Source organism: Micromonospora sp. NPDC050417 (assembly GCF_044458865.1).
Classification (GTDB): Bacteria; Actinomycetota; Actinomycetes; order Mycobacteriales; family Micromonosporaceae; genus Micromonospora_G.
Genome location: NZ_JBITIH010000002.1, coordinates 79,647 through 105,800 on the forward strand (window position 1 = coordinate 79,647; position 26,154 = coordinate 105,800).

The window sequence follows — 26,154 nt, forward strand, 5'->3', positions numbered from 1 at the left end:
GGTACCCGCGGTCACCGGTGGTAATTGGCTCGACCCGGGTGGGTTAGCCCACGAACCCTTGTCCTGCCATCCCCTGTCACCGGCACGGCCTCTGCCTCACCTGCGGCCCGGCCGCCACAGCGGTGGTGCCAGACGCTGGGGGAGCACTGGCGGAGGGCGTGGGATTCGAACCCACGGAGACGGGAACCGCCTCAGCGGCTTTCAAGGCCGCCGCCATCGGCCACTAGGCGAGCCCTCCTTGCCGCGGAACCGCCGTGGCGCCCCGCGACACGCAGCCACCCGAGGGAAGCATGCGCTTGCGTGCAGTCTGCCAGATCGGTCCAGACCTCGTGGAGACCACTGCCGGCCAGCTTTGTCCGGGCCTGCGCACGCCGACCGATTCCGCCAGACTGGACCCCATGATGGCGATCACTGTTCCGGAACCGGGTGGGCCTGAGGCACTCGTCTGGGCCGATGTGCCCGATCCCGAGCTGGGCCCGGGTGAGGTGTTGGTTGACGTACGCGCCACCGCTGTGAACCGCGCCGACGTGTTGCAACGACAGGGGAACTACGCGCCGCCGAAGGGCGCGTCCCCGTACCCCGGGTTGGAATGCTCCGGCGTGATCAGCGCGATCGCCCCCGACGTCACCGGGTGGCAGGTCGGTCAGGAGGTCTGTGCCCTGCTCACCGGTGGTGGGTACGCGCAGCGGGTCGCGGTCCCAGCCGGGCAGTTGCTGCCGGTGCCGGCCTCCGTCGATCTGGTCGAGGCGGCCTGCCTGCCCGAGGTCGCGTGCACGGTCTGGTCGAACCTGGTGCGGGTGGCCCGACTGGGCGCGGGTGAGACGCTGCTGGTGCACGGCGGCGGCAGCGGCATCGGCACCTTCGCGATCCAGTTCGGCGTCGCGCTCGGCGCCAACGTGATCGCCACCGCCCGGGCCAGCAAGCACGAGCAGTTGCGCGGACTGGGCGCTACGCACGTGGTCTGCTACCGCACCCAGGACTTCGTCGAGGAGGTCAGGACCCTGACCGACGGGCACGGCGCCGACGTGATCCTGGACATCATGGGCGGCTCCTACCTCAGCCGGAACGTACAGGCGCTCGCCACCGACGGCCGGATCGTCGTGATCGGGTTGCAGGGCGGGCGGAAGGGAGAACTCAACCTGAACTCGCTGATGGCGAAGCGGGGCAGCGTCATCGGCACCACCCTCCGGGCCCGCTCGAAGGAGGACAAGGCCGCCATCGTACGGGGGGTTCGTGAGGAGGTCTGGCCGCTGGTGGAGTCGGGTGCGATCCGCCCGGTGGTGGACCGCCGGCTCCCGGTGAGCGAGGCGGCGCAGGCGCACCGGATCCTGGAGGAGAGCAACCACCTCGGCAAGGTGCTGCTGACCATGGAGTAACCGCCGCCCTACGCCCCGTTGGTGTCGGCGCTCGCGTTGGTGAGCATCAGCCGGGCGCCGGGGCCCTGGGCGGCCAACTGGTCGCCCGGGTTGTAGAGGGCGCAGCGCTGCAACGACAGGCAGCCGCAACCGATGCAGCCGGTGAGGTCGTCACGGAGCTTGGTGAGCATCCGGATGCGCTCGTCGAGGCGCCCCTGCCAGCTCGCGGAGAGACGGGTCCAGTCCGAGGTGGTCGGCGTACGCGAATCCGGCAGCGAGTCCAGCGCGGAGCGAATCTCGTCGAGGGAGATGCCGACCTGCTGGGAGATGCGGATGAAGGCGACCCGCCGCAGTTCGCCGCGCTCGTACCGGCGCTGGTTGCCGCCGGTACGAGCGGCGCGGACCAGACCGAGCCGCTCGTAGTAGCGCAGTGCCGACGGCGCCACCCCGGATCGGGCGGCGAGTTCGCCGATGGTGAGCCCTTCCTGCACGCCGCCCTCCTCGACTTGAAGTCAACTTCATGTCGAGGCTAGCCGCAGCAGTATCCAGCGACAACGACGTCGATCCCCGCAGGGAGTGAAGCCGACCCGCCCCACCTGCCGCCGGGGGCATCGGTCAGCGGGCGCCCGGGGTGACGTCGCGCCGCCGGGCGCGTTCACGACCGAGGATCCAGATCGCCTCGACGCCGTCCTTCCAGGTGATCTTCTTGCCCTCCTCGCGGCCACGGGCGCGGTAGCTGATCGGCACCTCGTACGGCCGGATCTTGCGGCGGAGCAGCTTGCCGGTGACCTCGGCCTCCATGCCGAAGCCACGCGAGCGCACATCGAGGGAGCGGTACAGCGCGACCGGAAGCAGCTTGAAGCAGGTTTCAAGATCGCCGATGTACGAGTTGAAAAGGACATTGGCGGCGGTAGTAACGGCCTTGTTGCCCATTACGTACCAAAAGCTGTAGGCACTGTGGCTGCCAAATGTCCGATTTCCGTACACCACCGTGGCCCGACCGTCCAGCACGGGATCGAGCAGCTTCGGGATGTCCTGCGGGTCGTATTCAAGATCGGCGTCGAGCATCACCATGTACTCGCCCTCGGCATGCCCGACAGCGGTCCTGATGGCGGCACCCTTGCCCGCGTTGCGCGGGTGGGTGATCACCCGCAGCCGGCTGTCGTCGGCCCGGCCAAGGATCTCGGCGGTGCCGTCACGGCTGCCGTCGTCCACCACGAGCAGCTCGATTTCACACGGGTAGTCGACCGCAAGTGCCTGTTTGAGGGCATCCGCGATGCGTTCTTCCTCGTTGTAGACCGGCATGAGGATCGAAAGCTTCACGGGAATCTCCACGGTGCGGACGACGAATCGGCCTTAGCCTAGCTGGTCTGGGTTTCCGACAGAGCCCGGCGCAGGTGCGGCAAGCTCGGACCAACGGCCAGGGTGGTGTTTACTTCCCGCCATGCCGGCTCCCGCATCCGCGCTCCTGGTGCTCCCGACCCTCGGGTACCTCCTCCTGCTCTACGCGGGTCGCCCAGGCGACGCCAGCATCGTCAACCCACACCGGTTGGCCGCCGTCCGGGCCGCCCTGGCAACCGGCGCGTACGCGGTGCTGACCGTCGAACTACTCGGTGCGTTCGGCGCCCTGAAGTTGCCCGCCATCGCGGTGGCCTGGCTGATTTTCCTACTGCTGTCACTCGCCCTGGCAGCCTGGCGCCGCCGGCACGATCCCCGACCGGCGCGCGGCTGGGCAGCGGCCGTCGGTCGGACCCGCGCCCGCTGGCGTACGGCGACTCGGGGCGAACGCCTGCTGGCCGGCTCGGTGACCGGGCTGGTCCTGGTCGAGCTGCTGGTGGCGATCCTGGCCGAGCCGAACAACTTCGACTCGCAGACGTACCACCTGCCGAAGATCGAACACTGGGTGGCCCAGGGCTCGCTGGAGTTCTGGCCCACCGCCATCCACCGCCAGGTCACCATCCCGCCCGGCGCCGAGTACCTGCTGCTGCACCTGCGCCTCTTCACCGGCGGGGACGGGCTCCACAACCTGGTCCAGTGGGCCGCCGGAGTGGGCTGCCTGCTGCTGGCCGCCCGGATCACCGCCCAACTCGGCGGCGGCCGGCGGGCCCAACTGATCACCGCTTTCCTGGTCGGAACCACTCCGATGGTCGTACTCCAGGCCACCAGCACGCAGACCGACCTGGTCACCGCGGCCTGGGTGGCCTGCCTGGCGACCCTGGTCCTGGACGGACTGCACCGGCGGGCGACCGCCGGCTCGGCACTCGCGCTCGGTACGGCCACCGGCCTGATCGCGGTCACCAAGACCAGCGGGCTGCTCGGCGCCGGCCCACTGCTCCTCCTCTGGGGCCTCGCCCAACTCCGACTCGGCTGGACCGGCTCCCCCACCAGCCCCGCCACCGGCCATCGGCTGCGTGCCGTCTCGCGCACCGGCCTCGCCTCGGTCGTCATCCTGCTGGTCGCCGCGGTCGTCACCGGACCCTTCCTGGCCAGGGTGACCGCCGAGTTCGGCAACCCACTCGGACCACCCCGGTTGCGCGAATCGATCCCGATGCAGCGACACGACCCGGGCTCGATCCTGATCAACGCACTCCGGATCGGCCAGACCGCCCTCGACACCCCGCTGAGCGCGCTGGACGGCACCCCGGTCGGCGTGGTCGGCACCGCGCCCGCCGAGGCGGTCGTGGCAACAGCAGGGCTGATCGGGGTCGACCCACAGGACCGGGCCACCACGTTCGGCCAGACCCGGTTCCCGGTCCAGTCCTGGTACCCCGACGAGGACCGGGTCGCGTTCCCGATCGCCGGAACGTTGGCGCTGCTCGGCGTACTCTTCGCGCTGCTGCGCCCCGGTCGGCTCGCACCGGCGCACCCTGGCCCGGTGCGCGCGTACGCGGCAACGGTCGCGGTGACCCTGCTGGCCCACACCGCCATGATCAAATGGCAGCCCTGGGGGAACCGGCTGCTGCTCTACGCGCTCGTGCTGGCCGTACCGCTGGCCGGCATCTGGCTCGACGCGCTGTTGCGTCGACGTACCGGCAGGGGCAACGGGACCGGACGCCGTTCACTCGCGATGACGGTGACGGTCGCCCTGCTCGCCGGCTCCGCGCTGGCCGGTCTGCTCGCCGTCTCGTACGGCTTCCCCCGCCGACTCGTCGGCGCCGGCTCCGTCTTCACCACCTCGGACTGGGACACCCGCTTCCTACGCCGTCCCCAGTGGGCGCCGGAGTTCCGCTGGGCCGCCGAGCAGGTACGGGCCAGCGGCGCCCGACGGATCGGCCTGGTCCAGCAGAACGACAACTGGGAGTACCCGTGGTGGCTGCTACTGCGGGACGGCCCGTACGGCGGCCCCAGCGGCCGGGAGATCCTGTCGCTGCAATCCGTGCTGCCCAAACACCCGCCCGCCGATCCGACCACAATGGACGCAATCGTCTGCACCGGTGACCAGGCCGTCTGCGCCCGCCTGGTCCCGCACGGCTGGCGGATCGAGTTCCACGGCTACGTCGGGGTCGCCCTCCCCCCTCCGGGGTAAGGAAGGGCCCCTTGTTATCGCTTTCTGTATAGGAAGGGTCCCTTCCTAACAGCGGTGCACCAGGGAGCACCGCCAACACGGCGGCCCGCGATCTCTCCGGTTCCTCCTCCGTTTCCGGTTCGAAGAACCACCGGAGGAGTCACCAGCCGGATGAGCCCGACCGCCCACTCACCCAGGGCAGATTCCGCAGGCGTACCCGGACCAGGTGAGCGCCGAGCCTTCCGCGCGGTTATCAGGGGGCCCCTGTACAACGAATAGCGATAACAAGGGGCCCTTCCTTACCTCGGTTTCAGATCGCCACGGCGGGGCTGAACGTGGTCAGTCGGGCTTGCCTGGTGTTCGTCGCCACCGATTGCCCGGCGTCGCCGCCGCCGTGGAAGGCATGGTTGAGCAGGGCGTCGAGCTGCGCCACCGGCTGGCGGCGGCCGACCCGGAGCAGGTAACGCTCACGGACGCCGTCGACCGCGGTCGCGGCCAGTTCCAGCGCGGGAAGTCGGGGGTCCGGCGCCCAGGTGATGTTGTTGAGATGCCGGAGTTCGGTGTTGAGGTGCAGGCTGAGCCGCTGCAGGAGGCGGCTCTGCTGGGTCACCACCAGCCGGCGACTGGTGAGCAGGAGCAGGTAGTTGCCGGGCACCGGCGCGTCCGGTCGGGTGCAGCGGGCGACCAGGACGGTGGCGTCGTCGGCGGCTACGCACTGCCGCAGAATCGGCAGGTGCCGACTCATGATCGGTGCGGCCAGCCCCGCCTCCGCCGCGGCTGGCAGGAACGTTCGGAAGAAGAGGTCCATGCGGTACTCAACGAAGCGTCAACGCAATCTGACGCGGCGTACGTATGGATGAATATGAAATTACAGAAGTTCCACGGCGGCAAGTCCACGCTCGACCGTCACGCCGGGTAACCGGTCCTCCCTAGAGCAGTTCGACGATGGTGGCGTTGGCCATGCCGCCGCCCTCGCACATCGCCTGGAGGCCGTACCGGATGCCGTTGTCCCGCATGTGCTGGAGCATCGTGGTCATGATCCGGGCACCGGAGCCGCCGAGCGGGTGCCCGAGGGCGATCGCGCCGCCGCGCGGGTTGAGCCGGTCCGGGTCCGCCTCGGTCTCGGCCAGCCAGGCCAGCGGCACCGGAGCGAACGCCTCGTTGACCTCGTAAACCCCGATCTCCTCGATGCCCAGACCGGCCCGGCGCAGCGCCTTGGCGGTGGCCGGGATGGGGCCGGTCAACATGATCACCGGGTCGTCGGCGGCGACCACCGCAGTGTGGATCCGGGCCAGCGGGAGCAACCCGTGCCGGCGGGCCCAGTCCGAACTGGTCACCGCGAGCGCGGCGGCGCCGTCGGAGATCTGTGACGCCGAGCCGGCGGTCACCACACCGTCAGCCCGGAACGGGGTGGCCAGCTCGGCGAGCCGGGCAAGCGTGGTGTCGCGGCGGATGCCTTCGTCGGCCCCGAACTTGACCCCTTCGGCGACCGGCACCGGCGCGATCTCCGGATCGAAGAGGCCGGAGTCCTGCGCGGCGGCGGCCTTCTCGTGGCTGGCGAGCGCGAACTCGTCGAGCTGGGCGCGGGACAGCGACCAGCGGGCGGCCATCAGCTCTGCGCCGACCCCCTGGTTGAACGGCACCGGCTCGTCTGTGGCGAAGCCCTCCACCCCCCGATAGCGGGCCCGGACCTGGTCGCCGTAGGGCAGCCCCTCGGTGCCGTCACCGAGGGCCCGCACCTGGATGCTGCTGCCCATCGGCACCCGGGTCATCGACTCCACCCCGCCGGCCACCACCAGGTCGGCCTGACCGGAGACGACCGCCGCGGCGGCGAAGTGCAACGCCTGCTGGCTGGAGCCGCACTGCCGGTCGAGCGTGGTGCCGGGCACCGACTCCGGCCAGCCGGCCCCGAGTACGGCGTTGCGCCCGACGTTCCACGACTGCTCGCCGACCTGCGAGACGCAACCCCAGATCACGTCGTCCACGTCGGCCGGATCGAGTCCGGTCCGTTCGGCCAGGGCGCGCAGCACGTGCGCGGAGAGGTCGACCGGGTGCACCGAGGCGAGACCACCGCGGCGGCGCCCGACCGGGGTGCGTACCGCTCCGACGATGACCGCGTCTCTCATCTGAACTCCCCGGTAACTTAGCCTGCCTCGATCGTACGCGGGCGTCCTGGGCGCCCCGATGGTCCGGGCTGGCATCCTGGACCGGTGCACCCCGAGCAGAGCGCGCAGCCCGACCCGGACGTCAGCCCGGCCCGCTGGCGGGTCCGGCCGGCCCTGCCGGCGGTCAAGGTCGTCGGCGCGGTGGTCCTGGTCGGGCTGGGTCTGCTGCTCGGCGGTGGCGACCCGGTTCCGATCGGTGCGACCGTGCTCGCCGCCGCCGGACTGCTCGGCTGGGCGGTGCGCGACCTCGTCGCCCCGGTCCGGCTCGCGCTCGACCCGACCGGCGTGACCGTGGTCCGGGGTTTCGCCGGTCGGCGGCACCTCGACTGGGCGGAGATCGAGCGGATCGCCGTGGACGACCGGCCGCGTTTCGGTCTGCGTACGGCGATCCTGGAACTCGACGCGGGCGACTCGCTGCACTTCTTCAGCCGGTACGACCTCGACGCCGATCCGGGCGAGGTGGCCGAGGCGCTGCGCGCGGCCCGGTTCCGTGCCGACCCCCGACCCGAGCAGGGCTGACCGGCCGGGCTCAGCCGATCAGCAGTGCCGTCCGGAGCACGGTCAATCCGATCAGCGCGACCAGCAGCACCGCGGTGCCGGCGGACTGGAAGACCGAACGCCGCATCCGGGGGGCGTAGGCGAGCACCAGTGCCATCAGGGCACCGAGGACCAGCCCGCCGAGGTGACCGGCGATCGAGATGCCCGGCACGGCGAAGGTGAAGACCAGGTTGACCACGAGGACGGGCACCACCGCCGAGGTGTCCCGACCCAGCCGTCGCATGATGATGAAGAGCGCCGCGAAGAGACCGAAGATGGCGGTCGAGGCCCCCACCGTCTGCGCGTTCGGCGCCGAGAAGAGGTAGGCGGCCACGTTTCCGCCGAGCCCCGCGACCAGGTAAAGCGCCAGGAAGCGCAGTGGTCCGAGGGTCGCCTCCAGGGTCCGGCCGAGCATCCAGAGCGCCCACATGTTCAGCAGCAGGTGAACGATGCCGTAGTGCAGGAACATGGCCGTGAAGAGGCGGTAGTACTCGCCCGCCGCCACCCCGTGCACGGGGCCGAAGTTGACGTACGGCGCGTAGCCCAGCACCGAGCCCCACCGGGTGAGCGGAGTGCCGCCGCCGAGGAGGCCACCGAGACCGGAACCGCCGGCCAGCGAGTTGCCGCCGCCGGCCAGGGCGACCGAGATCAGCATCACCAGCACGTTGATGCCGATCAGGGTCCTGGTGACGTACCCAGCTCGGCCGGCGGCACCGCCACCGAAGGCGGTACGCGCCGGCCGCACGCTGCGTCGGCCCTCCGACACACACTCGGGGCACTGGTGCCCCACCGATGCCTCGCGCATGCAGTCGGGGCAGATGGGCCGGTCACACCGGGTACAGCGGACCCAGGTCTCACGACCCGGGTGGCGGTAGCAGACCGGGGTCGTCGGGGGCGACTCGCTCACGCGGCCACCTCACTGCACTCCGTCAACGCCCGCCACCTCGCTGCACTCATGGTGCTTCCGCTCATGCAGGCAAAGGTTACCTCGGCGGTCGGTCAGGCGCCGATACGCTCGATCTCGACCCGCTCGATCACGACGTCCTGCACCGGGCGGTCGCCGGGGCCGGTCGCGGTGTTCGCGATCGAGTCGACGACCTTGGCCGAGTCCTCGTCGGCCACCTGGCCGAAGATGGTGTGGCGGTTGTTCAGGTGCGGGGTCGGGCCGACCGTGATGAAGAACTGGGATCCGTTGGTGCCCGGTCCGGCGTTCGCCATCGCCAGCAGGTACGGACGGTCGAACCGCAGCTCCGGGTGGAACTCGTCACCGAAGTTGTAGCCCGGGCCGCCACGGCCGGTGCCGGTCGGGTCGCCCATCTGGATCATGAAGCCGCTGATCACCCGGTGCGAGATGGTGCCGTCGTAGTACGGCCCGCTGCCCGGCTGCCCGGTGCGCGGGTCGGTGTACTCCTTCGTGCCCTCGGCGAGCTCGACGAAGTTGCGCACCGTCTTCGGCGCGTGGTTCGGGAAAAGTTCGAGCCGGATCGGGCCGGCGTTGGTCTGCAGGGTGGCGTAAATGGCCTCGGCCACGGGGTACTCCTCGATCGTCGTGGACTTGCCGGCCGGGGGACGCAGGCCGGCAGGCACGGGTCAGTTTCCTTGCGGATCCTCCCATGTGCCCGTTCCGGGCGTGCGGAGGCACCCAAAGGTGCAGGATGACGGGGGAACAACCCGAGGAGGTGGAGACCGGTGTTTGGATTCGGGCGCCGTAAGTCACACAGCCAGCTCGTACGTGCCGAGCTGGGTGAGGGCTTCGGCCACATCAGGCAAGCCGCCGGCCATGCCCGGGCGGGCGTCGGGGTCCGGGTCGGGCCGCAGGTACAGGCCGCCCGCGACTACCTCGCACCGACCGCCACCAGGGTTGCCCAGACTGCCAGTCACGGCTGGGGGGTGACCATGACCGCAGTCGCACCGCTCGCCATGGCCGCACTCGCGGGAGCCCGTCAGACGGGCACGGCCGCTGGTCGAAAAGGGTCCAGAAACGTCATGGAATCGAAGAAGATGATGAAAGCAATGCCGAAGAACAAGAACAAGCGCACATCGATGCGTGCCCGCCGCCGTTGGTCGATCCTGACCGGCGTACTCGCGGCCGGGGCGGTGGCGGGAGCCGTCGGCGCGGTCGCGATGCGCCGCCGTCGTCAGGAGCCGTGGGAGGCGTACGAACCGGCCGAGTCGACGCTGACGGCCCGCGAGGACGGCAAATTCGTCGGTGGTTCGGGTATGTCCGGTGACGGCGCCAGCCGCCCGGGCGGCGAGCCGGCGGCGAGCGTGTCGAAGCCGAAGCCGGTCACGATCGAGAAGGTACGGGACCGGGCCGCTCCGATCGGCGAGAAGATCTCCACCGGCACCGGCACCGGGGCGGGGACCGACGGCGCCAAGTCGCCGGCGAAGGCCGGGGCGAAGCCCGACGGGTTGCTCGGCACCGCGAGCAACTCGTCGAGCGGAAGCCGGAGCTGAGAAACCGCGCCGCTCGTCAGAGCCAGCGGTTGCGCCGGAACCAGCGGTACAACACCAGCGAAATGGCGAGCATCACGGCGAGCACCACCGGGTAGCCGTACTTCCACTGCGTCTCCGGCATGTACGCGAAGTTCATGCCGTAGATGCCAGCGAGCGCGGTCCAGACGGCGGCGATACCGGCCCAGGCCGCGATCTTGCGCATGTCGTTGTTCTGGTCGACGGTCACCTGGGCCAGCCGCGCCTGCAGGATCGAGTTGAGCAGGTCGTCGTAGGAGTTGACCTGTTCCACGGTGCGGGTCAGGTGGTCCTGGACGTCCCGGAAGTATCGACGTACCTCCTTGGGCACGTCCCGGTTGACCGTTCCGGTAAGCATCATCAGCGGGCGTTGCAGTGGCACCACGGCCCGCTTGAACTCGACCAGTTCGCGCTTCATCTGGTAGATCCGCTGGATCCGGCCGTGTGCCTTGAGCGAGAAGACCTGCGCTTCCAGCGTGTCCAGGTCGACTTCGACCTGGTCGGCCACCTCCATGTAGAGGTCGACCACCCGGTCGGTGACGGCGTACGCGACCGCCCACGGCCCCTGCGCCAGCAGCTCCTTCTTGCCCTCCAGGTCGGCCCGGACAGCAGCGAGCCGGCAGGCGTCACCGTGCCGCACGCTGATCACGAAGCGGGGGCCGATGAAGAGCATCACCTGGCCGGTCTCGACCACCTCGGAGGTCTCGGTCAGTTCACCGTGCTCGACGTAGCGGGCGGTACGGAGCACCAGGAAACTCACCTCGCCGAACCGCTCCAACTTCGGCCGCTGCTCGGCCTTGACCGCATCCTCCACCGCCAGTTCGTGCAGCCCGTACGTCTCGGCTACGCCGGCCATCTCGGTCTCCGCCGGCTCGTGCAGGCCGAGCCAGACGAAGGACGACTTGCCGTCGGCGGCCTGTTCCTCGGCGGCGGCAAGGGCGGAGGCGTAGTCCCAGTCGCCGGGCTGGCGCACCCCGTCGACGTAGAGCCCGCAGTCCACCACCCCGGTCCGGGTCACTCCGGAGGGCGTCGAGCGGGGGTGGGCGGGGTCGGCGTTGAGCCTTCTTCCCATCGCTCGTACCGGCGCGATCCAGGAGCGCGGGCGGACCCGTAGCCGCCCGTCGACACCCGCTCGGTCCTGATCGAGTCGCTCTGCCATGGGTGGCCCGCCCCCCTCCGTCGTTGTCGATTCGCGGCTTCGGAGGTTACGCCGCACGCCACGTGCCGCCGACCTGGCCGGGGTCGGCGCCGGGTGGACCGACCGCGTCGGGGGGGTAGAGTGCGGTCGGCCCACCCGGCACCTTTGGGGGCGGGGGGCTATGCATGTGGAGTCCCGTCAGGATGACCAGGCCGACTCCGCGCAGGCAGAGTGATCGTTCGGGCCGGGTCGAAACGTGACAGGCGCTCGCAGCATTGTGAGCCGTTTACCGGTCCGGCGGGACCCCCGGACCGATAACGACGACCTTTTGTCGGATATCCGACAGTTTTTCCCTCGATGATTTCCGTTCCTACGGTTATCGCGTACGCGAACCGTCAGCGCTGCCCACGCACCTCGTCGACCGCTGCGGCGAGCCGGCGTACACCCTCTTCGACCTGGTCGGCGGTGACCGCCGAGTAAGCCAGCCGGAGCGCGTGGTGCCCGCCCTCCACCAGGAAGTCGCTCCCCTTCACCACGGCCACGCCGCGCTCGGCGGCAGCCGGCGCCAGCCGGTCGACGAGCACGTCCGGCGGCAACTCGATCCAGAGGAAGTAGCCCCCGTCCGGCTCGTAGAACCGGACACCCGGGATCTGGGCGCGCAGCGCCTCCGCCAGCAGCCGGGAACGCTCGCCCAGAGCCGAGCTGACCTTCTCGATCGACCGGTCGATGTCACCCGAGACACAGAACTGGTAGACCGTCGCCTGGGCGAACATCCCCGGCGAGATGTACAGGTTGGTGGCCTTCTTGGCGATCTCGGCGATCAGCGCCGCCGGACCGACCAGGTAGCCGACCCGGACCCCCGGGCAGACCGTCTTGGTGAAGCTGGAGGCGTGCACCACCACACCGTGCTCGTCGAGGGAGAGCATCGACGGCAGCTTCTCGCCCCGGAACCGGATGTCCGCGTACGGGTCGTCCTCGAAGATCGTGAAGCCGTACTCGACGGCGAGGGCGAGCAGCGCCCGCCGCTTCTCCAACGAGAGGGTCACCCCGGCCGGGTTCTGGTAGTTCGGGATGATGTGCGCCAGCTTCGGGCGTACCCCCGACTCAAGCAGCTTGCCGAGTTCGTCGGTGTCAAGACCGTCCGGGTGGATCGTCACCGAGTGCAGATCGCCACCCTGCGCCTGGAGGTTCAGCAGGGTCCGGTCGTACGTCGGCCGTTCCACCACCACCGCGTCGCCGGGCTGGACCAGGTGCTCGAAGAGGAACGCGTCGGCCTGCAACGAACCGTTGGTCACCAGCACCTGGTCCACCGCGACGCCGTGCTTCTTCGCGATCCACTCGCGCAAGGGCGGGTAGCCCAACGACGTACCGTAGGCGGTCACGCCCGCCGGGTCCGCGTCCAGCGCGCGTACGGCCGCGGCCTTCAGCCCCTCGATATCGATGATGTCCAGCGACGGCGCGCCACGGGCAAAAGAGATCAGCTGCTCGGCAGTCATGACTACCCAGCGTACGGGTGCCCCCGGCCGCCACGGCGGCGGCACGACGATGTCCGAATCCTGGAAAACGGGCCGCCCGGCGTCCCGTCCCATGTCCGGCGACGCCCCGCGGACACCTCCACCTACGCAGTTCGGGGCTAGTCTCGACGCGTGCCCACCGAGCCCCTCCGGTGCGCCGGAGCCCTGATCGTCGACGACGACGGTCGGATCTTCTTCCAGCGCCGGTCACCGCAGCGCAAGCTCTTCCCCCACACCTGCGACGGGCTGATCCGCCGGATCGCCGAGGACGGCTTCGCCGCGCTGCACGCGATCGGCCTCTGAACCCCACCCTCCGACGGGGGCCCGGACCGGCTGGAAACCGCCGTTCTGTCCCCCGGCGCTATCCTCCGTTCGGTAGTCATTAACCCAGGTGTTCGATTGTCAACACAGTCAAGGAGAGTCACGCAATGATCGGTTTGGTGCTCGCCGCAGGGGCGGGGCGCCGGTTGCGCCCGTACACCGACACCCTGCCGAAGGCGCTCATTCCGGTCGACGGCGGGACAACCATCCTCGACATCGCACTGCACAACCTCGCCGAGGTCGGGCTGACCGAGGTCGTCGTGGTGGTCGGCTACGCCGCGGCCGAGGTGGAGAAGCGGCAGACGGCACTGGAGGAGCGGCACGGGGTCACGCTCACCCTGGTGCACAACGACAAGGCCGAGGAGTGGAACAACGCGTACTCGCTCTGGCTGGCCCGGGACCACTTCGCCCGAGGCGCGCTGCTGGTCAACGGTGACACCGTGCACCCGGTGAGCGTGGAACACACCCTGCTCGCCAACCGTGGTCCGGGCATCCTGCTCGCCATCGACGACGTCAAGAAGCTGGCCGACGAGGAGATGAAGACCATCTTCGACACGGACGGGCGGCTCACGAAGATCACCAAGCTGATGGACCCGGCGGACGCGTACGGGGAGTACATCGGCGCCACCCTGATCGAAGCCTCCGCCGCCCCCGCCCTGGCCGACGCCCTGGAGGCCACCTGGCGCCGGGACCCGAACCTCTACTACGAGGACGGCTACCAGGAGTACGCGATCCGGGGCGGAGAGGTACGCGGCACGCCGATCGGTGACGTGGAGTGGGTCGAGGTCGACAACCACGCGGACCTGACCCGGGCACGGGAAATCACCAGTTGGCAGTGGGCGCCGCAGGACGGCACCCAGGACCGTACCGCGGACAGGTAGGACGACCACATGCCGCTGCTCGCCCGTACGGTCAACACACCGCTGGTCATCGAGGTGCGCCGCGGCGCCGTCGCCGACCTCGGCCCGCTCCTCGCCGACCGGCGGATCTCCGCCGGTGGCGACGTGGCGGTCGTGGTCGGCCCGGGACAGGGTGAACGGATCGTCGAACTGATCCGCCCCACCCTCGGCTCCGCCGACGTCTTCACCGTCGCCGGCGGCACCCTCGACGCCGCCCTCGAACTCGGCAACAAACTGCACGCCCGGTCGTACGACGCCGTCGTCGGCATCGGCGGCGGCAAGACGATCGACACCGCCAAGTACGCCGCCACCCGCTACGCCATACCGATGGTGACGGTCGCCACCAGCCTGGCCAACGACGGGATCGCCTCCCCGGTCGCCTCACTCGACCATGAGGGGCGACGCGGCTCGTACGGGGTGCACATCCCGATCGCGATCGTGGTCGACCTCGACTTCGTCGAGAACGGGCCGGACCGGCAGACCCAGGCGGGGATCGGTGACGCGGTCAGCAACATCAACGCGGTCGCCGACTGGGAGCTCGCTCATGTCGCGCGCGCCGAGCCGATCGACGGGCTCGCCGTGACGTTGGCCCGTACCGGTGCCGAGGCACTGGTCAACCACCCCGGCAAGATCACCGACGATGGCTTCCTCACCACCCTGGCCGAGGCGTTGATCCTCGGCGGCATCTCGATGTCGGTCTGCGGTTCGAGCCGGCCGGCCAGCGGCAGTTGCCACGAGATCTCGCACGCCATCGACGTGCTCTTCCCCGGCACCGGGTCACACGGCGAGCAGGTCGGGCTCGGTGCCCTGTTCTCCACCTTCCTACGCGGCGACCCGGAACGGTTCGGCCAGCTCGCCACCTGCCTGCATCGACACGGGCTCGCCACCACCCCGGCGGAGCTGGGGCTCACGGTCGAGCAGTTCGTCGAGGCGGTGGCGTACGCGCCGCGCACCCGGCCGGACCGCTACACGATCCTGGAACACCTCAACCTGACTCCGACCGCGATCCGTGAGCGGCTGGCAGACTACGCCGATGCACTCCGCGACCACCTCAGCTGAGCTGTCCCGTCCGACCGCCGCCGACTTCTACCGGGTGAACCGGGGCGGCGGCCTGTTCAGCGAGGCGCTCAGCCAGCGCCTCGGCGCTGCCTTCGCGCTGCTGGGGCACCGGTCCGGGCTGAGTCCGACCGCGTTGACCCTGGGCAACCTGGTCCTCGGTCTGTCCGCCTCGATCGCCGTGGTGGCCCTCGCCGGACCGGTGGCCGACGGCGACGTACCGGCCTGGGTGGTCGGGCTGATCGCGCTGGTCTGCTGGCAGGTGGCGTACTCCCTGGACTGCGCCGACGGGCAGCTCGCCAGGGTGACCGGGCGGGGCAGCCCGGCCGGTGCCCGGGTCGACATCCTCGCCGACGTGGCGTCGCAGATCGCGCTGGTGTCGGCGCTCGGCGCGACCGCGGTGGCGCAGCGACCGAGCACCCCGGTCTGGCTGATCGCGGCGTTCGCCGGCACCTGGATGGTCAACCTGGTCACCTCGGTGATGCAGGCCGGCCCGAACCACGCCAGCATGGTCAACTCCACCAGCCTGCCGGTTCGGGTGGTGAAGCTGATCCGCGACTACGGCGCGGTGATCTTCGTGGCCGCCCTGGTGCTGCTCCTCGCCCCGGCCGCGACCATCTGGCTCATTGCCGCCTTCACCGTGGTCAACGGCGGCTTCCTGCTGGCCAGCATCGCCTTCTCCGCCCGCGCCTCCCTCCGCTGACCCACCGCCGCGCCGCCTTCCCCCGTCTCTCTCCGCCGGCCAGGGCGATCCGTCGTCCCCGGAGATGTCCCTGGAGACGTCCCTGGAGATGTCCCTGGCATCAACGTGCAGGGATCTGCCCTGGATCGTCGAGGAAAGGGGCGGGGGTCAGAGGTTGATCATGGAGGTGTAGGTGGCGAGGAGTTGGGTGGTGACGACCTCGGGACGGAAGGTGTGCTCGTAGCGGGCGCGGGCGAGCGGGGCGAGTGCCGCCGCACCGGCGCGGGCGGTGGGTAGCGCGGCGGCGAGCGCGGCCGGGTCCGGCGGCACCACCCATCCCGCCGCGCCGGCCGGGTGGTCCATGCCGATCAGGTACGGCACACCGCCCAGCGCCGTACCGAGCACCGGACGGCCGGCGGCAAGCGCCTCGATCACCACCGTCGGCAGTACGTCATGCCAGGTGGGGACCGCTACGACGACGGCGGTGGAGCGGACCGCCACCCAGACCCCGGGCCGGTCCAGTGGCCCGAGGTATTCGACGTCGAAACGTTCCCGGGCGGCTGCCTCGGCGAGTGGCCGCAGTTCGCCGTCGCCGGCGATCCGCAGCGGCCCGAGTGTGCCCTCGGGGTGTTGCCGCCACGCGTCGAGCAGGAGGCCGAGCCCCTTCTCGGGGGAGAGCCGGCCGTAGAAGAGGAAGCCCTCGCCCAGAGGGGCCGGCTCGCCCGGGTCGGGGATCGCGTTGGGCTTGATCACGATCCGGTCGTCGGAGATGCCGTACTCACGTAGGTGGTCGGCGACGGCGGAGGTGAGCGCGATGAAGCGGTCGACCGAGCGCCAGGTCGGCCGGTGTACGGCGAGCGTGGTCGCCATCAGCGCGCTCTGTACCCGCGATCCCCGGTAGCAGCGGTGCACGATCGCCGGCACGCCGAGCGCCCGACCACGGCAATCGTGACAAATGCCCTTATCGCGGAAGTACAGCCCGGACGAACAGACCTGTCGGTAGTTGTGCACCGTCTGCACCACCGGCACGCCGTGCTGGTGCGCGGTCCGCACCACCCAGGGCGAGAGCAGCGGGTACGGATTGTGCAGGTGCAATACGTCCGGCCGATGGGTCTCGATCAGCCGGCTCAGGTCCCGCTGCGCCTGCGGCGCGTAGATCGGCGAGATCGGCAGCAGCGCCTTCGCGCCCTTCGACATCGCCGGGATCTCGTCCGAGCTTCGCAGGAAGGGGACGACCTCGACCCCGGCCGCGGTGAGCTGCGCGATCTCCAGATCGACCATGGTGTTCTCGCCGGACGGCTGGGCTTCGCGATACCGGTTGTGCGCAACGACCACCTTCACGCGACTAGAGGCTACCGTTAGTGACGTGCCCGAACTGCCTGAGGTAGAGGCGCTCGGCGCCTACCTGCGCGAGCGTGCGGTGGGACGCCGGGTGGAACGGCTGGAGATCGCCGCCATCAGCGCCCTGAAGACGTACGAACCGGCGCCCACGACGGCGACCGGTCGTCCGGTGATCGGTGCCGGCCGGTACGGCAAGTTCCTCGACGTCCGCTTCGACGGCGGTCTGCACCTGGTGGTCCACCTCGCCCGGGCCGGCTGGCTGCACTACCGGGAGGCGTTCCCGTCGACCGCCCCCCTCAAGCCCGGCAAGGGCCCGATCGCGGTACGGGTGCGACTCGACGACAGCTCCGGCTTCGACCTGACCGAGGCAGGTACGCAGAAGAAGCTCGCCGCGTACCTGGTCACCGACCCGGCGCAGGTGCCCGGGGTGGCCCGACTCGGCCCGGACGCGCTCGCCGCCGACCTTCCACTCTTCAGCGAACGGCTACGTTCCCGACGCGGGCAGGTCAAGGGCGTGATCACGGATCAGGAGATCATTTCCGGGGTGGGCAACGCCTACTCGGACGAGATCCTGCACATGGCAAGGCTCTCGCCGTTCGCGATCACCGACCGGCTCACCGACGGCCAACTCGCCACCCTGCACACCGCGACCCGCCAGGTGCTCGGGGACGCGGTGGCGCGCTCGGTGGGACAACGGGCCGCCGAGCTGAAGGGGGAGAAACGGTCCGGGCTGCGGGTGCACGGCCGCGCCGGACTGCCCTGCCCGGTCTGCGGCGACACGGTGCGTGAGGTCTCCTTCGCCGATTCGAGCCTGCAGTACTGCCCGGGCTGCCAGACCGGAGGCAAACCCCTCGCAGACCGCCGACTATCCCGACTTGTGCGTTAGGTGACCGACAATTGGCTGTGGGTACAAACCGCCCAGGTGGAGATGAAATCTCCATCCGGCAGATCTGGCGAGGGCGTCATCCATCGGTATAGTGACCCGGTCCGAGGCTCTTATCGCGCAGAGCCGGGTCGCCCTCATCGCACACCGGTGAGGCGTAATGTCCCTCCGGTCGACGCCCCTACCGGGGCCTGCGTGGGAGACTGAGACGGTGGGCGACCCGAGCCCTTTCGGCGAATGGGCGGCACGTGTCACACGGGAGGACGTAGGTGAGGTGACGACAAGCCTCCAGCGCCCGGTAACTGGCACTGGCCGCAATGGCCCGGTTCGACACGTCGACAGCTTCGAAATCCAGCTGCCGACCGCTCCGCCGCCGAATGGCGTACCCCGGTCCGCCTGGGCCAAGGTCAGCAGGCGGGTTTCCCGGTGGCACCGTCCGTACATCCTTGTCCTGCTCCTGCTGGACTTCGCCGCCGCCGCCCTAGCGAGTTGGGTCTCGATCCAGCGGTTCGAGAAGGCCACCTCCGGTTTCAACGGCGCCGACGTGGACGCCACCTGGTTCCACACGGTCACCTACCTGTTGCTCCCGCTCGGCTGGTTGCTGGTGCTCTGGGGTAACCGGGCCTACGACCGGCGCTATCTGGGCATCGGAACCGAAGAGTTCAAACGCGTCGTACGAGCAGGTGTGGTGGTCGCGGCGAGCGTTTCGTTCCTCGCCTTCGCGACCGTGACAAAACTGTCCCGGCTCTCCGTCGCCACGGCGGTGCTCGGCGCCCTCGTATTCATCCTGATCTTCCGGCTGTTGGCACGTTTCGTGCTGCACACGGTACGTAAACGAGCTGGGCACGCCGCCCATCGAATGGTGCTTGTCGGCACCCTGCCCGAGGCACTTGAGGTCTACACCGCGGTCACCCGCAGCCCGGCCGCCGGACTGATCCCGGTCGCCATCCACCTCACCGACGGTTACGCCGCCGCCCGAGGCATCCAGACTCCGGTGCCGGTCTACGCAGGACGGGACGTACTGGCCCTGGTCCGCGAGGTCGGCGGCGACACCATCGCGGTCTGCGGCTCGGCCAGCTCCGAGCCCGGGGAACTGCGCCGACTCGCCTGGCAACTCGAAGGCTCCGGCATCGACCTGGTCGTCGCCCCGCAACTGACCGACATCGCCGGTCCCCGGGTGCACATCCGGCCGATCGAGGGCCTGCCGCTGCTACACGTCGAAGAGCCCACCCTCTCCGGCCCGGCGCTGCTGGCGAAGAACCTGCTCGACCGGATCGCGGCCGGGCTCGGTCTGCTGGTGCTCGCCCCGCTCTTCATCGCGATCGCCCTCGCGATCCGGATCTCCGACCCCGGACCGGTCTTCTTCCGCCAGCCCCGGGTCGGCCACGAGGGTCGCACCTTCCGGGTCTGGAAGTTCCGGACGATGTACGTCGACGCCGAGGACCGCCTCGCCGGCCTGGTGGACCAGAACGAAACCGACGGCATGCTCTTCAAGATCAAGGAAGATCCCCGGGTCTTCCCCGTCGGTCGCTTCCTCCGCGCCAGCTCACTCGACGAACTCCCCCAGTTGATCAACGTGCTCAAGGGCGAGATGTCCCTGGTCGGCCCGCGCCCCCTCCCCGCCGACGACGGCGACTTCCTCGGCGACGTACGACGGCGGCTGCTCGTCCGCCCCGGCATGACCGGCCTCTGGCAGGTCTCCGGCCGCTCCGACCTCTCCTGGGACGAAGCCGTCCGACTCGACCTCTACTACGTCGACAACTGGTCGCTCGCGTACGACCTCAGCATCCTCTGGCGCACCGTCGGCGTGGTGCTGGCCCGCAAGGGTGCCTACTAGGTTGGCGTCGGCTCCGCCGACGCGGCTCGCTCCGTGCCTGCTGCGTCGGCTCCGCCGACGCGGCTCGCTCCGCTTCGCGCCGCCGGATGCGCCGTCTTCGCCTGCGGGCGACGAAGGCTTCGCCTCGTCGTCCTCGGCTCCAGACGGCGCGGCGGCGCTCGGTCGACTCGCGACCTTGGTGATGGTTGAGGCGGGCTTGCGGCTCGGGTGAACCACCGGTGGGCTCTACTTCCCCCTGTCTGTCGGCCGTCTGTCGGGGCTAGGTTCTCTTCTCGTGGGGCCGAACTATTCTGCTGCGCTCGCTGTGCTGGCGTTGGTGAGCGCGCTCGGCGCGGCGCTCTTCGCTGTGGTGCGGTTACGTGCCCGCCGCGGTATCGCCACGGCAAGCCAGTTGGCGACGTACGACGTGCTGCACACCGCCGGGCTCGCTGCCGAGCCGTTGCGGGCCGGCCTGTCGGCGGCAAGTGCGGCGAAGGCCGTACGGCATCTGCGTGCCCTGGTCGGTGCGGCCGGCCTGGCGCTGGTCGACGAGGTCGAGGTGCTGGCGATCGACGGTCGGGGCGGCCACCATGGCGCCCAGTTCGTAGCCGCCGCGGAACGGGCGGTCGCCGTGAACCGGTCGACGGTGCTCGGTGAGTCGGAGTTGCGCTGCGACCGGGTCGACTGCCCCGTACGGGGTGCGGTGGTCGCGCCGTTGACCGGCTCGGACGGGAAGGCGGTCGGGGTGCTGGTGGCGGTCGCCGACGACCAGCCGGCACCGGGTCTGGTGCAGGCCACGCTGGAGACGGCGCACTGGGCGAGTGCGCAGCTCGCGCTCGCCGAACTCGATTCGTCGCGGGAGCGACTGGCGCGGGCCGAGGTACGGGCGCTTCGGGCGCAGATCAGCCCGCACTTCATCTACAACGCGTTGACCGCGATCGGGTCTTTCGTGCGTACGGATCCGGAGCGGGCACGTGAGCTGATCCTGGAGTTCGCCGAGTTCACCCGGTACTCGTTCCGGGCGCATGGCGAGTTCACCACGCTCGCGGAGGAGTTGCGGTCGATCGACCGTTACCTGACGATCGAGCGGGCCCGGTTCGGTGATCGGCTCCAGGTGCGGTTGCAGATCGCCCCCGAGGTGTTGCCGGTGACTCTGCCGTTCCTCTGCTTGCAGCCACTGGTCGAGAACGCGGTCCGGCACGGCTTGTCTCGCAAGCCGGGACTCGGCATGGTAAGCATCGAGGCGCGTGACGCCGGGGCCGAGTGCCACATCACGGTGGAGGACGACGGGGTGGGGATGGACCCGGCGGTGCTCGCGGCCGGGATCGCCGAGGCGGCCCGGGACAGCGCCGACGACTCCGGGCAGCACGTGGGACTTTCCAATGTGGACGAGCGGCTTCGGTCGGCGTTCGGGGACGGGTTCGGCCTGGTCGTCGAGACAGGGCTGGGATCGGGTACGAAGGTGAGCATGCGGGTGCCGAAGTTCCACCGGCACGTCCGGGCGAACGGGTGACGGGTGGATGGCTGACGGGTGTGTGGCTGACCGGGTGGAAGGAGGTGCGCGTGTGAACGGATTCCTGCGGGTGCTGGCGGTGGACGACGAGCCGCCCGCGCTGGACGAACTCGCGTACCACCTGCGGGCCGACCCCAGGGTGGCCCGGTTGCACACCGCCTCGGACGCCACCGAGGCGCTGCGCGTACTGCGGGATGTCGACGTCGACGTGGTCTTCCTCGACATCCGGATGCCGGGCCTGGACGGGATGGAGCTGGCCCGGGTGCTTCGGCGGTTCGCCCGGCCACCGGCGATCGTCTTCGTCACCGCGTACGACGACGGCGCGGTCGACGCGTTCGACCTCGGCGTGACCGACTACGTCCGCAAGCCGGTACGCGCCGAACGGCTCGCCGAGTCGTTACGGCGGGTGATCGGCGCCCGGGTGGTGCCCACCCATCCCGCCGCGCTGGCCCGCGCGGAGGAGGATCCGACGATTCCGGTGGAGTTGGCCGGGACGACCAGGATGCTGCCCCGGTCGGCGGTGCGTTGGGTGGAGGCGCAGGGCGACTACGCGCGCCTCTACACCGCCGACGCGTCGCACCTGGTCCGGGTGCCGTTGGCGACGCTGGCGGAACGGTGGGCGGACGCGGGTTTCGTTCGGATCCACCGGTCCTACCTGGTGCAGTTGCGACTCATCGCCGAACTCCGGCTGGCCAACTCCGGGTACGTGGTGGTGGTTGACGGCACCGAGCTGCCGGTCAGCCGCCGGCACACCCGGGAGCTGAAGGACAAGCTCGTACGCGCGGCAAAGCAGGACTGGAACCGGTAGGCAGCCGGTTATCCACAGGCCGGTCCCGTTCTCCACAGGTTATTCACAACCTGCCCCACCGCTCTCCATCCCCGGTGCCTACAGTCCAGGTCATGAACGTACGTCGGGTCCTGGTCGTCGAGGACGAACGAACCATCGCGGAGTCGGTCGCGGCGCGACTGCGCGCCGAGGGGTTCGCCGTCGACATCGCCGGAGACGGCCCGACCGCGGTCGAGTCGGTACGCCTGAACCCGCCGGACCTGGTGGTGCTGGACGTGATGCTGCCGGGCTTCGACGGGTTGGAGGTGTGCCGGCGGATTCAGGCCGACCGACCGGTGCCCGTACTGATGTTGACCGCCCGTGACGACGAGACCGATCTGCTGGTCGGGTTGGCGGTCGGCGCGGACGACTACCTGACCAAGCCCTTCTCGCTGCGTGAGCTGGCAGCCCGAGTGCACGCGCTGCTGCGGCGGGTGGAACGGGCGGCGAGCACGGCGCAGCAGGTTCTCCGCCTCGGTGACCTGGAGATCAACCAGGCCGAACGGCGGGTCCGGCGGGCCGGCGTCGAGGCCCATCTCACCCCCACCGAGTTCGACCTGCTGGTCCACCTCGCCGGCCGGCCCCGGACCGTACTGCCCCGGGAGCGGCTGCTGACCGATGTGTGGGGCTGGGCCGACAGTTCCGGGACCCGCACGGTGGACAGCCACATCAAGGCACTGCGCCGTAAGCTCGGCGCCGATCTGATCCGGACCGTGCACGGGGTCGGTTACGCACTGGAGGTACGGACATGACCGAGGCAACCTGGACGTGGATCAACCGGGGGCTCGATCTGCTGCCCCGTCCACTTGACCCAGTCCGGTCGATCAAGGTGAAACTCGGCATCCTGCTGGTGGCCTCGGGCGCGGCCGGACTGGGCTTCTTCTGGATCGGCATCGGCTGGATCCCGCCCTGGACCTCGGCCACCGCCATCTTCGTCGCGCTGCTCACCTCGCAGGTCCTGGCGCATGGCATGACCTCGCCGCTACGCGAGATGACGGCGGCGGCGCGGGCGATGGCCAGGGGTGATTACAGCCGTCGGGTCCGGGCCACCTCCCGGGACGAGGTCGGCGAACTCGCGGTCGCGTTCAACCAGATGGCGGCGGAGTTGGCGGAGGCGGACCGGCAGCGGCGAGAGCTGATCGCCAACGTGTCGCACGAGCTGCGTACGCCGATCACCGCACTCCAGGGTGTGCTGGAGAACATCGTGGACGGGGTCGCGGAACCGGAGCCGGCAACCCTGCGGACCGCTCTGGCGCAGACCGAACGACTCGGGCACCTGGTCGCCGACCTGCTCGACCTGTCCCGGCTCGACGCCGGGGTGGTGCCGTTGCGCCGGGTCGACATCGACGTCGCCGACTTCCTCGACGACGCCGTACGTCAGGCTGCGGTGAACGCGAGCGGCGCCGGTCGGACGGTCGAGTTCCAGGTACGCCAACCTGCCACACCACTGAGCATCAAGGCCGACCCGTGGCGGTTGCACCAGGTCTTCGCGAATCTGCTCGACAACGCGGCCCGGCACAGTCCGGCCGGTGGCAATGTGCTGGTCACCGCGGAACAGCACGCTGATCGGCTGAGCGTCGAGGTCTCCGACGAGGGCGAGGGCATACCGGTGGCGGAACGGTCGCGGGTCTTCGAACGGTTCAGCCGTGGCGCACGCGCGGTCGACGGCGGCACCGGACTCGGTCTGGCGATCGCCCGCTGGGTGGTGGAACTGCACGGAGGCACCATCGCGGTGGCCGACCCCGTCGCGAGCAGCGGCGACCGCCGGAACATCGGTTGCCGAATCCGGGTGACCCTGCCACTCGGGCTGCCCCAGGCCGTGATCGCCACCGGTTCCTGATCTCGATCCGTACCACCGACCACCGGCCCGCCGGCACACGCCGGCCGTCCGGCGGGCAGACATCGGCCGTCCGGCGCGGGACTCTTGCGCCCGCGCGTTCATCGGAGGATGCATGACCACCAGCCCGTCATCGGATCCGACGTCCGAGGGGAACCCGGCCCCCGGCCCGTTGCCGCCGGTAGCGTCCGCGCCACCGGCGACGGCCGCGCCGACGCCGACGCCGACCGGGACTGCACCGCCGGCACCGGTCACGCCGCCCGTCGCGCCACCAGCCGGACCACCAGCCGGACCACCAGTCACGCCACCAGCCGGACCACCAGCCGGACCGCCAGTCGCGCCACCAGCCGGACCGCCAGTCGCGCCACCAGCCGGACCGCCGGTCGGGCACCCGCCGATGGCGATGCCACCGCCGCCCGTGCCAGGGCAGCGGACACAGCCCTCGCCGCCGCCGATGGGGACGCGCTGGGAGACCGTGCCGCCACCACGCCCGCCCGCGCCGCCGTCGATCTGGCGTCGACGCTGGCCGGGACCGACCGGCGGCGCGTCCCAGCCGGCCCTCGTCGCGATCACCGGTGCGGCGCTGATCACCGCGGCCAGCCTCCCGCTCGACCGACCCGGGGTCGGTTGGCTGGTAGGCGCGGTCGCCGGGACGGTGGCACTCGGCGTCGCAATCCGCCGCCCGTCGAGCCTGCCGGCCGGCCCACCACCGAGCCCGACGCCCAGCCGGCCGACTGAACCGCCGACCAGCCCGGCAACAGGCGGCCCGGCGACGACCAGCCCGGCTGGCACGACCTCCAGCCCCACGCTCGTGGCGGCAACCCGCACGGCCTCGGGCGACACCGAGCCGGCGAGCACGAAGGACGTACCCGTCCGGCCGACTGCCGGCAGCCCACCGGTGACGGTCGGCGCCGACGCCACGGCGGCCGGTCCGAGCACGGTACGGTCCGGCTCCACGGGGGAGCCGGACCGTACCGGAACGGTCGAACCGGTACGGACGGGGCCGGCCAGGTGGGGCGTAGCCCGGCTGTTCTGGGCGGCGACGACGGTGGCGCTGATGGGCGTCGGCAGTCTTCGGGCTGCCGGCTGGCTCTTCGTCTTCTGCCTGCTCACCGCTGCGGTGACCGCGTGCCTGACGGTGATGAACGGCAAGACCCTGCCCGGCCTCTTCTTCTCCGTCCTGCTCACCCCCGAATCGGTCTTCCGAGCCCGGTCCTGGGCGCGCTCCGGTCTGCGCGGCAGCACCCGGGCGGGACGAGCGGGCATCGGCCGGACCCTCGCCACCGCAGCCGTCTCCGTCTGCCTGCTGGTTGTCTTCGGCGCGCTGTTCGCCTCGGCCGACGCGGCCTTCGCCGACCTTCTCGACGCACTCCTGCCCGAGCTGTCCGTCGGGACGGTGTTCCGTTGGATCTTCGTCGGGCTGGCCACCGGTGGTCTGCTGCTCGGTGCGGCGTACGTGCTCGCCGCACCACCGGACCTGAGCGGTTTGGAGCGGCCGGCGCGGCACCGGCTGCGACGGTTGGAGTGGGCAGTGCCGGTGGCCCTGCTCGACCTGCTCTTCGCGGCGTTTGTCCTGGTGCAGCTCGCGAACCTGTTCGGTGGTTCCGCACACGTACGGGAGACCGCCGGACTCACGTACGCCGAACACGCCCGGGGCGGGTTCTGGCAACTGCTCTCGGTCACCGTACTGACCCTGATGGTGATCGGCGGTGCCGTACGCTGGGCGCCCCGCGAGACGGTCGCCGAGCGCCTGCTGATCCGGGTCCTCCTCGGCGCCCTCACCCTGTTCAGCCTGGTCGTGGTCGCCTCCGCGCTCTACCGGATGAACGTCTACACCCAGGTGTACGGCGCCACCCGGCTACGTCTGCTGGTCGCCGCCTGCGAACTGTGGCTGGGCGCGGTCTTCCTGCTCGTCCTGGTCGCCGGGGTACGCCTGCGGGCAAGCTGGCTTCCCCGACTGGTGGTGGGCGCGGCGGTGCTGGCGCTGCTCGGCCTGGCCGTGGCGAACCCGGACCGGCTGATCGCCGAGCGGAATGTGGACCGGTTCCTCGCCACCGATCGGCTGGACCTGGAGTATCTGTCCCGGCTCTCCGCCGACGCGGTGCCGGCCCTCGACCGGCTCCCGGACCCGTGGCGCGACTGCGCGTTGCGGGAAATCGCTCAGGACCTGACCGACCACCCCGACGACTGGCGGAGTGCGAACCTCGGCCGCTCCGCCGCGTGGGAACTGCTCCGCGCCGACCCGGTAACCGGACCCAGCCAGCGGTACGGAACCTGTCCCGGCGCACGCTGAC

26 protein-coding genes and 1 tRNA gene are annotated in these 26,154 nt (G+C 70.4%); 15 read left to right on the forward strand and 12 right to left on the reverse strand.

Annotated features, from left to right (window positions below; translation table 11 throughout):
• Positions 1 to 147 precede the first annotated feature (147 nt).
• Positions 148 to 238, reverse strand: a tRNA-Ser gene (locus tag ACIBF5_RS02945).
• A gap of 160 nt (positions 239 to 398) precedes the next feature.
• Between ACIBF5_RS02945 and ACIBF5_RS02950 the strand changes: the two genes are divergently transcribed.
• Complete coding sequence (locus tag ACIBF5_RS02950) at positions 399 to 1,376, forward strand: NAD(P)H-quinone oxidoreductase (RefSeq protein ID WP_396807499.1); 978 nt, start codon at positions 399 to 401, stop codon at positions 1,374 to 1,376.
• An 8-nt stretch (positions 1,377 to 1,384) separates the two neighbouring features.
• Here ACIBF5_RS02950 and soxR read toward each other — a convergent pair whose 3' ends face one another.
• The gene (soxR, locus tag ACIBF5_RS02955; RefSeq protein ID WP_396807501.1) at positions 1,385 to 1,846 is read right to left on the reverse strand and encodes a redox-sensitive transcriptional activator SoxR; all 462 of its coding nucleotides are present in this window, start codon (positions 1,844 to 1,846) and stop codon (positions 1,385 to 1,387) included.
• Positions 1,847 to 1,970: 124 nt separating this feature from the next.
• Positions 1,971 to 2,678, reverse strand: a complete 708-nt coding sequence (locus ACIBF5_RS02960; RefSeq protein WP_396807502.1) for a glycosyltransferase family 2 protein — start codon at positions 2,676 to 2,678, stop codon at positions 1,971 to 1,973.
• Positions 2,679 to 2,799: 121 nt separating this feature from the next.
• Between ACIBF5_RS02960 and ACIBF5_RS02965 the strand changes: the two genes are divergently transcribed.
• Complete coding sequence (locus ACIBF5_RS02965) at positions 2,800 to 4,881, forward strand: hypothetical protein (protein ID WP_396807504.1); 2,082 nt, start codon at positions 2,800 to 2,802, stop codon at positions 4,879 to 4,881.
• Between the two features lie 289 nt (positions 4,882 to 5,170).
• Here the strand turns inward: ACIBF5_RS02965 and ACIBF5_RS02970 are convergent, their stop codons facing one another.
• Both ACIBF5_RS02970 and ACIBF5_RS02975 read right to left on the reverse strand, forming a co-directional pair.
• A complete protein-coding gene (locus ACIBF5_RS02970; protein ID WP_396807506.1) occupies positions 5,171 to 5,668 on the reverse strand; it encodes a hypothetical protein in 498 nt (165 codons plus the stop codon).
• Between the two features lie 121 nt (positions 5,669 to 5,789).
• A complete protein-coding gene (locus ACIBF5_RS02975; RefSeq protein ID WP_396807508.1) occupies positions 5,790 to 6,986 on the reverse strand; it encodes a thiolase family protein in 1,197 nt (398 codons plus the stop codon).
• Between the two features lie 84 nt (positions 6,987 to 7,070).
• Between ACIBF5_RS02975 and ACIBF5_RS02980 the strand changes: the two genes are divergently transcribed.
• Positions 7,071 to 7,544, forward strand: coding sequence for a PH domain-containing protein (locus ACIBF5_RS02980; RefSeq protein WP_396807510.1), 474 nt, complete (start codon positions 7,071 to 7,073; stop codon positions 7,542 to 7,544).
• Between the two features lie 10 nt (positions 7,545 to 7,554).
• On the opposite strand, the gene ACIBF5_RS02985 is transcribed toward ACIBF5_RS02980, so the two are convergent.
• The 3 genes from ACIBF5_RS02985 to ACIBF5_RS02995 all read right to left on the reverse strand — a co-directional run bounded on the left by ACIBF5_RS02985 (position 7,555) and on the right by ACIBF5_RS02995 (position 9,443).
• Positions 7,555 to 8,469, reverse strand: coding sequence for a rhomboid family intramembrane serine protease (locus tag ACIBF5_RS02985; RefSeq protein WP_396807512.1), 915 nt, complete (start codon positions 8,467 to 8,469; stop codon positions 7,555 to 7,557).
• Positions 8,470 to 8,561: 92 nt separating this feature from the next.
• Complete coding sequence (locus tag ACIBF5_RS02990; protein ID WP_396807514.1) at positions 8,562 to 9,092, reverse strand: peptidylprolyl isomerase; 531 nt, start codon at positions 9,090 to 9,092, stop codon at positions 8,562 to 8,564.
• A gap of 183 nt (positions 9,093 to 9,275) precedes the next feature.
• The gene (locus ACIBF5_RS02995) at positions 9,276 to 9,443 is read right to left on the reverse strand and encodes a hypothetical protein (RefSeq protein ID WP_396807516.1); all 168 of its coding nucleotides are present in this window, start codon (positions 9,441 to 9,443) and stop codon (positions 9,276 to 9,278) included.
• A 105-nt stretch (positions 9,444 to 9,548) separates the two neighbouring features.
• Here ACIBF5_RS02995 and ACIBF5_RS03000 point away from each other — a divergent pair, with 105 nt between their 5' ends.
• Positions 9,549 to 10,019 carry a hypothetical protein gene (locus tag ACIBF5_RS03000; RefSeq protein ID WP_396807518.1) on the forward strand — a complete coding sequence of 157 codons (471 nt, stop codon included), beginning with the start codon at positions 9,549 to 9,551 and terminating at the stop codon, positions 10,017 to 10,019.
• A 16-nt stretch (positions 10,020 to 10,035) separates the two neighbouring features.
• On the opposite strand, the gene corA is transcribed toward ACIBF5_RS03000, so the two are convergent.
• Both corA and ACIBF5_RS03010 read right to left on the reverse strand, forming a co-directional pair.
• Positions 10,036 to 11,106 carry a magnesium/cobalt transporter CorA gene (gene corA, locus ACIBF5_RS03005; RefSeq protein WP_396808255.1) on the reverse strand — a complete coding sequence of 357 codons (1,071 nt, stop codon included), beginning with the start codon at positions 11,104 to 11,106 and terminating at the stop codon, positions 10,036 to 10,038.
• A 461-nt stretch (positions 11,107 to 11,567) separates the two neighbouring features.
• On the reverse strand, positions 11,568 to 12,668 hold the full coding sequence (locus tag ACIBF5_RS03010; RefSeq protein ID WP_396807520.1) for a PLP-dependent aminotransferase family protein: 1,101 nt from the start codon (positions 12,666 to 12,668) through the stop codon (positions 11,568 to 11,570).
• 150 nt (positions 12,669 to 12,818) lie between these two features.
• On the opposite strand from ACIBF5_RS03010, the gene ACIBF5_RS03015 reads away from it, so the two are divergent.
• The 4 genes from ACIBF5_RS03015 (at position 12,819) to ACIBF5_RS03030 (ending at position 15,665) form a co-directional block, all read left to right on the forward strand.
• Complete coding sequence (locus ACIBF5_RS03015; protein ID WP_396807522.1) at positions 12,819 to 12,989, forward strand: hypothetical protein; 171 nt, start codon at positions 12,819 to 12,821, stop codon at positions 12,987 to 12,989.
• A gap of 125 nt (positions 12,990 to 13,114) precedes the next feature.
• Positions 13,115 to 13,888, forward strand: coding sequence for a sugar phosphate nucleotidyltransferase (locus tag ACIBF5_RS03020; RefSeq protein ID WP_396807524.1), 774 nt, complete (start codon positions 13,115 to 13,117; stop codon positions 13,886 to 13,888).
• Between the two features lie 9 nt (positions 13,889 to 13,897).
• The gene (locus tag ACIBF5_RS03025) at positions 13,898 to 14,965 is read left to right on the forward strand and encodes an iron-containing alcohol dehydrogenase family protein (protein WP_396807526.1); all 1,068 of its coding nucleotides are present in this window, start codon (positions 13,898 to 13,900) and stop codon (positions 14,963 to 14,965) included.
• Positions 14,940 to 15,665, forward strand: a complete 726-nt coding sequence (locus tag ACIBF5_RS03030; protein WP_396807528.1) for a CDP-alcohol phosphatidyltransferase family protein — start codon at positions 14,940 to 14,942, stop codon at positions 15,663 to 15,665. The genes ACIBF5_RS03025 and ACIBF5_RS03030 overlap by 26 nt, the downstream gene beginning before the upstream one ends.
• A gap of 147 nt (positions 15,666 to 15,812) precedes the next feature.
• Here ACIBF5_RS03030 and ACIBF5_RS03035 read toward each other — a convergent pair whose 3' ends face one another.
• Complete coding sequence (locus ACIBF5_RS03035) at positions 15,813 to 16,985, reverse strand: glycosyltransferase family 4 protein (RefSeq protein ID WP_396807530.1); 1,173 nt, start codon at positions 16,983 to 16,985, stop codon at positions 15,813 to 15,815.
• A gap of 25 nt (positions 16,986 to 17,010) precedes the next feature.
• Between ACIBF5_RS03035 and ACIBF5_RS03040 the strand changes: the two genes are divergently transcribed.
• The 6 genes from ACIBF5_RS03040 to ACIBF5_RS03065 all read left to right on the forward strand — a co-directional run bounded on the left by ACIBF5_RS03040 (position 17,011) and on the right by ACIBF5_RS03065 (position 23,863).
• Entirely contained in the window at positions 17,011 to 17,871 is an 861-nt protein-coding gene (locus tag ACIBF5_RS03040; protein WP_396807532.1) for an Fpg/Nei family DNA glycosylase, read from the forward strand.
• A gap of 271 nt (positions 17,872 to 18,142) precedes the next feature.
• Entirely contained in the window at positions 18,143 to 19,705 is a 1,563-nt protein-coding gene (locus ACIBF5_RS03045; protein WP_396807534.1) for a sugar transferase, read from the forward strand.
• 274 nt (positions 19,706 to 19,979) lie between these two features.
• A complete protein-coding gene (locus ACIBF5_RS03050; protein ID WP_396807536.1) occupies positions 19,980 to 21,197 on the forward strand; it encodes a sensor histidine kinase in 1,218 nt (405 codons plus the stop codon).
• Positions 21,198 to 21,249: 52 nt separating this feature from the next.
• Positions 21,250 to 22,005, forward strand: coding sequence for a LytR/AlgR family response regulator transcription factor (locus ACIBF5_RS03055; RefSeq protein ID WP_396807538.1), 756 nt, complete (start codon positions 21,250 to 21,252; stop codon positions 22,003 to 22,005).
• 92 nt (positions 22,006 to 22,097) lie between these two features.
• Positions 22,098 to 22,775: a response regulator transcription factor gene (locus ACIBF5_RS03060; RefSeq protein WP_396807540.1), complete on the forward strand. Its 678-nt coding sequence runs from the start codon at positions 22,098 to 22,100 to the stop codon at positions 22,773 to 22,775.
• Positions 22,772 to 23,863 carry an ATP-binding protein gene (locus ACIBF5_RS03065; protein WP_396807542.1) on the forward strand — a complete coding sequence of 364 codons (1,092 nt, stop codon included), beginning with the start codon at positions 22,772 to 22,774 and terminating at the stop codon, positions 23,861 to 23,863. The genes ACIBF5_RS03060 and ACIBF5_RS03065 overlap by 4 nt, the downstream gene beginning before the upstream one ends.
• Before the next feature lie 296 nt (positions 23,864 to 24,159).
• On the opposite strand, the gene ACIBF5_RS03070 is transcribed toward ACIBF5_RS03065, so the two are convergent.
• The gene (locus ACIBF5_RS03070) at positions 24,160 to 24,297 is read right to left on the reverse strand and encodes a hypothetical protein (RefSeq protein WP_396807544.1); all 138 of its coding nucleotides are present in this window, start codon (positions 24,295 to 24,297) and stop codon (positions 24,160 to 24,162) included.
• A 17-nt stretch (positions 24,298 to 24,314) separates the two neighbouring features.
• On the opposite strand from ACIBF5_RS03070, the gene ACIBF5_RS03075 reads away from it, so the two are divergent.
• Entirely contained in the window at positions 24,315 to 26,153 is a 1,839-nt protein-coding gene (locus ACIBF5_RS03075) for a DUF4153 domain-containing protein (RefSeq protein WP_396807546.1), read from the forward strand.
• Position 26,154 lies beyond the last annotated feature (1 nt).

Excerpts from the sequence above, each read along its gene's own strand:
- ACIBF5_RS02950 (WP_396807499.1), top strand. The coding sequence starts at position 399 with ATGATGGCGATCACTGTTCCGGAACCGGGTGGGCCTGAGGCACTCGTC.
- ACIBF5_RS02965 (WP_396807504.1), top strand. The coding sequence starts at position 2,800 with ATGCCGGCTCCCGCATCCGCGCTCCTGGTGCTCCCGACCCTCGGGTAC.
- ACIBF5_RS02970 (WP_396807506.1), bottom strand. The coding sequence starts at position 5,668 with ATGGACCTCTTCTTCCGAACGTTCCTGCCAGCCGCGGCGGAGGCGGGG.
- ACIBF5_RS02975 (WP_396807508.1), bottom strand. The coding sequence starts at position 6,986 with ATGAGAGACGCGGTCATCGTCGGAGCGGTACGCACCCCGGTCGGGCGC.
- ACIBF5_RS03000 (WP_396807518.1), top strand. The coding sequence starts at position 9,549 with ATGGAATCGAAGAAGATGATGAAAGCAATGCCGAAGAACAAGAACAAG.
- corA (WP_396808255.1), bottom strand. The coding sequence starts at position 11,106 with ATGGGAAGAAGGCTCAACGCCGACCCCGCCCACCCCCGCTCGACGCCC.
- ACIBF5_RS03010 (WP_396807520.1), bottom strand. The coding sequence starts at position 12,668 with ATGACTGCCGAGCAGCTGATCTCTTTTGCCCGTGGCGCGCCGTCGCTG.
- ACIBF5_RS03020 (WP_396807524.1), top strand. The coding sequence starts at position 13,115 with ATGATCGGTTTGGTGCTCGCCGCAGGGGCGGGGCGCCGGTTGCGCCCG.
- ACIBF5_RS03025 (WP_396807526.1), top strand. The coding sequence starts at position 13,898 with ATGCCGCTGCTCGCCCGTACGGTCAACACACCGCTGGTCATCGAGGTG.
- ACIBF5_RS03030 (WP_396807528.1), top strand. The coding sequence starts at position 14,940 with ATGCACTCCGCGACCACCTCAGCTGAGCTGTCCCGTCCGACCGCCGCC.
- ACIBF5_RS03060 (WP_396807540.1), top strand. The coding sequence starts at position 22,098 with ATGAACGTACGTCGGGTCCTGGTCGTCGAGGACGAACGAACCATCGCG.
- ACIBF5_RS03065 (WP_396807542.1), top strand. The coding sequence starts at position 22,772 with ATGACCGAGGCAACCTGGACGTGGATCAACCGGGGGCTCGATCTGCTG.
- ACIBF5_RS03075 (WP_396807546.1), top strand. The coding sequence starts at position 24,315 with ATGGGGACGCGCTGGGAGACCGTGCCGCCACCACGCCCGCCCGCGCCG.